At 61.9% G+C, this 3844-nt stretch carries 5 protein-coding genes; 3 read left to right on the top strand and 2 right to left on the bottom strand.

The window, feature by feature from the left end:
* The 3 genes from PG892_RS20110 to PG892_RS20100 form a co-directional block, all read left to right on the top strand.
* On the top strand, positions 1-745 hold a 745-nt coding region (locus PG892_RS20110), incomplete at its 5' end, for a bifunctional alpha/beta hydrolase/OsmC family protein (RefSeq protein WP_270825767.1).
* Positions 652-1341 (top strand): peptide-methionine (S)-S-oxide reductase MsrA, encoded by a 690-nt coding sequence (msrA, locus tag PG892_RS20105; protein ID WP_442865642.1) that lies wholly within the window; start codon positions 652-654, stop codon positions 1339-1341. The genes PG892_RS20110 and msrA, both read left to right, overlap by 94 nt.
* 2 nt (positions 1342-1343) lie before the next feature.
* Positions 1344-2366, top strand: coding sequence for a zinc-binding alcohol dehydrogenase family protein (locus PG892_RS20100; protein WP_004099029.1), 1023 nt, complete (start codon positions 1344-1346; stop codon positions 2364-2366).
* A gap of 396 nt (positions 2367-2762) precedes the next feature.
* Here the strand turns inward: PG892_RS20100 and PG892_RS20095 are convergent, their stop codons facing one another.
* Positions 2763-3257, bottom strand: a complete 495-nt coding sequence (locus PG892_RS20095) for a MarR family winged helix-turn-helix transcriptional regulator (protein ID WP_004099028.1) — start codon at positions 3255-3257, stop codon at positions 2763-2765.
* 316 nt (positions 3258-3573) lie between these two features.
* On the bottom strand, positions 3574-3844 hold a 271-nt coding region (locus PG892_RS20090; protein ID WP_270825766.1), incomplete at its 5' end, for a hypothetical protein.

Raw genomic sequence — 3844 nt, 5'->3', positions numbered from 1 at the left:
CGCCGGTAGGCCCTTCCTCATTCGCCGAGGGTTCCTTGAGGCGGTTGAGGGGATCGACGTCGAGAAGGCCATTGCCTCCCTGCGACGGCCGGTGCTGGTCATGCACTCTCCGCTGGATCAGGTGGTCGGCATCGACCACGCGTCGCGCATCTTCGTCGCGTCCAGGCACCCTAAAAGCTTCATCTCGCTCGACAACGCGGATCACCTTCTCACCGACGTCGCGGACGCGAACTACGCTGCGGCCATGGTGGCGGTTTGGGCGAGCCGCTTTCTCCCACCACTCACGGCGGATCTTCCGCAGGTCGAGGTTGCGGAGGGCGTCGTCGCCACCGAAACTCTTGCAGGGACGTTCCAGCTCAAGGTCCGCAGCGGCGAGCACACTCTGTTCGCCGACGAGCCAGCATCGGTCGGTGGCCTCGGGACCGGACTATCTCCCTACGAGCTCGTATCTGCCGGCCTCGCAGCCTGCACGGTGATGACGATGCGTCTCTATGCGAACCGCAAGGGCTTTCCGCTCGAACGGGCGAGCACGACCGTGCAGCACGAGAAGGTGCCGGACATGATGCCACCCGACCGGTTCACCCGCACCATTGTCCTCGATGGGCCGCTGAGTGATGATCAGCGCGCTCGGATCCTCGCGATCGCTGATCGGTGTCCCGTCGATCTGAGTCTCATCCGGGGTTCGGACGTGCAGACCGAGCTCTTGAGCACCAGTCAGGCTGCGGATCCCGCGAGGCTGGCTTGACCGTGGCGCACACGGAGGAGGGCGAATGGACTGTGAGCCAATCGCCTACCGGCAATAGGGCGGCCGCGACAGAGCGAGCAATTCTCGCAGGCGGCTGCTTCTGGGGCATGGAGGATTTGCTGCGCCGAGCCAGGGGAGTCATTTCGACGCGTGTCGGTTACACAGGCGGAGAAATGCCTGATCCGACCTACGCGAGACATTACGGCCATGCGGAAGCAGTGGAAGTGACCTTCGACCCTTCCGTTCTCGCCTATCGCTCGCTCTTGGAACTCTTCTTCCAGATACATGACCCCACGACCTACGAGCAACAAGGCAGCGATGTCGGTCCGAGCTATCGATCGGCGATTTTCTACACCACCGAAGTGCAGAAGGAAGTCGCCCTCACAACCATCGCGGAAATCGAGGCATCAGGAAGCTGGCCAGGCCCGGTCGTGTCGGAGATCAACCCAGAAGAACCCTTTTGGGAGGCGGAGCCAGAGCACCAAGAATACCTGGTGCGCTATCCTGGGGGCTATAGCTGCCACTTCGTGCGCCCGACCTGGCGGTTGGACCGCTCAGACGAACGCCCAGCTGTAATACTTGACAGAAAGAGTTGATGATGACCGAAACCGTGACTAATCAGGCCGCCTGGCAGAAAGCGCCGGGGCAGCCACTGAGGATCGGTGTCACCGCTCTGCCGCATCTGGCGGCGAACGAGATATTGATCCGCAACGCGGCCATCGCGATCAACCCACTCGACTGGATTCTGCAGGACGTCGCGCTTTTGCCATGGCTCGACTATCCCGCGATTCTCGGCAGCGACGTCTCCGGTGAGGTCGCGGCGGTCGGTGGCGCGGTCGAGCGGTTCAAGGTCGGCGATCGAGTCATCGGACAGGCGGTCGGGACAACCGTAAATCAACCTGCGCAGGGTGCGTTCCAGCACCACACGATCGTGCTGGACCACATGGCGGCGCCGATCCCCAACAACATTGCCTTCGCTGATGCGGCAGTCCTCCCGCTTGGCCTTGGCACCGCCGCAAGCGGGCTCTACGGACGGACACAGTTGGCTCTCGCGCCACCGTTACACTCGCCGACCGCGCGTCCAGAGGTCGTTCTGGTCTGGGGTGGATCGTCGAGCGTTGGCTGCAACGCCATCCAGCTCGCGGTGGCGTCGGGCTACAGGTGCGTCGCCACCGCTTCGGCGCGCAACGTCGGCCTGTTGAAGGAGCTGGGTGCAAGCGAGGTTCTTGACCACTCGAGTCCAGCCATCGTGGAAGACGTGATTGAGGCAATGCGCGGGCGCAGTCTCGCTGGAACGCTTCACGCGACCGGTCACATGAAAGACTGTTTTGCCGTAGTTGCGAGATGCGAGGGCTCGCGCCGGGTGGCAGCGACGCTGGCCCCGCCCGACGAGCGTTCATTTGGAGTCGAGGCGACGCACATCTCCGGGACGAGCCTCAAGGATGACGAGGTTGGTCCAATGATCTACCGCGAATTCCTGCCGCAGGCTCTCGCGGCGCGCACGTTCGTCCCCGCCCCTCCGGCGAAGATCGTGGGCCAGGGCCTTGAAATGCTCCAGGCTGCCTTGGAAGCCCTGAAGGCGGGTGTATCCGCAGCGAAAATCGTCGTTACCCTGCCTTGAGTGACCAGCCAGGCGGTTTTTCGCGTTCGCAGTCTGAGGTGGCCCGCACTTTGCCGATTGGGAAGCTCTACCGGGAAAACGCGTTTGGGACGCGCGCTGCGCTCCTGCCGGAGCATGCGTTCCCGAAACCTGTTCCCGACTGCTTTTCCCCGAAACTACCTATCGGACATAGAGAAATGGGAATGCAGCGAGTGGTTTGAACGGCCGCTTCCGAAACCGCGTTCCGATCAATTGAGCGGCTAAAAGTGGGGCGATCACCGACATATTAGAATGAGACCGCCATGCCCGATCGGCCGGCTTGACGCGTAGCCAAAAGAATGCGGCTGATGGTAGGCTCGCTGACATTATGAAGCCCCGCCATCTGAGCAGCGTTGAGCTGCCGCAATTGCGAGTCTCCTACGCGTCGTCGTTCTTCTCGCGGTCCACACCTCGCTCATGCAATTCGGCATCGACGGGGCAGTTCGTGCAGCCCTCGTAGCAGCACAAGCGGCAGATGCGGTATGACTGCTCGAGGTTTTCCAAGCGATTTCGGAGAACGCGTTCAGCGATGTCCGATAAGGTTTTCAGTTCGTCTGGATTAAGGATCGATAGCCCTTCGGCAATCACTTGATCGCGCGAGGCCAGGACCTCGTCGCTCGCGACCTTGCCAGTTGGAGTAAGATAGAGGGATCGCGCGCGCCCGTCTGTCGAATGCTCCCTACGCTCGATCAATCCCTCGCTTACCAATCTATCCACCAGGCGAACAGTTCCAGCATGTGAAAGGCCCACCCCGATCGCAAGCATACGGATCGAGAGCCCGGGCTTGTGCGCGAGCAACGCCAGCGCTGAGGCGGCGGGTCCAGCTTCCGGCGCCCGCGATGAACTAGCGCGAACGATGTCGTCGCTGATCATGAGTGCGAACGCCCCGAAAATGTTTCGATCTCGAGGTCCATCCATTGCCACATCTATATGTGCGCGGAGCATAGACAGCAAGCCATACCGTGGTCCTCTTCCTCCGCGCGGCTTGTGGAAAATGTCCTGTTTTAGAAGGGTTTCGGAGGATTTCGACTGATCGAGCGCGCCGAAAAAAACGGGTCCGGCTCGTTAAGGCCGCGGAACCGTTGATACCTGGCGGCTATAGGGCAAGCCTTTTCGCTCGGAATCGCCGTAGGTCGCGCCCGAGAATCACTCCGCGTCAGCGCTGTCATCCAGGCCGCGCAGGTGCAGATCAGCGAGACCTAGCTTGCCCCCGGCGTCGCACTTCCATCGTGTCACCGCGCGCGATCACGATTGTATCAATCCCATTGAGGAACAGTCCGTGCTCCACGACGTCGGGGATTGCGGCGAAACGGGCGAAGACCGCGTCGCCATGCAGCTGAGCGCCTCCGGGCTCGATATCGCGACGGAGCATCCATGCCCCGCGGAGGTTCTGCAGGATTTGCACGCCCGCCGTCACGAGAGGACCACAGTCACGAGAGCACAAGCGCCCCTCTGTGGCG

This window comes from Aeromonas sp. QDB68, assembly GCF_027707405.1.
Classification (GTDB): Bacteria; Pseudomonadota; Gammaproteobacteria; order Enterobacterales; family Aeromonadaceae; genus Aeromonas; species Aeromonas caviae.
The sequence above is the reverse complement of the archived record's forward strand: the minus strand, read 5'-3'. Positions and strand labels throughout refer to the sequence as shown.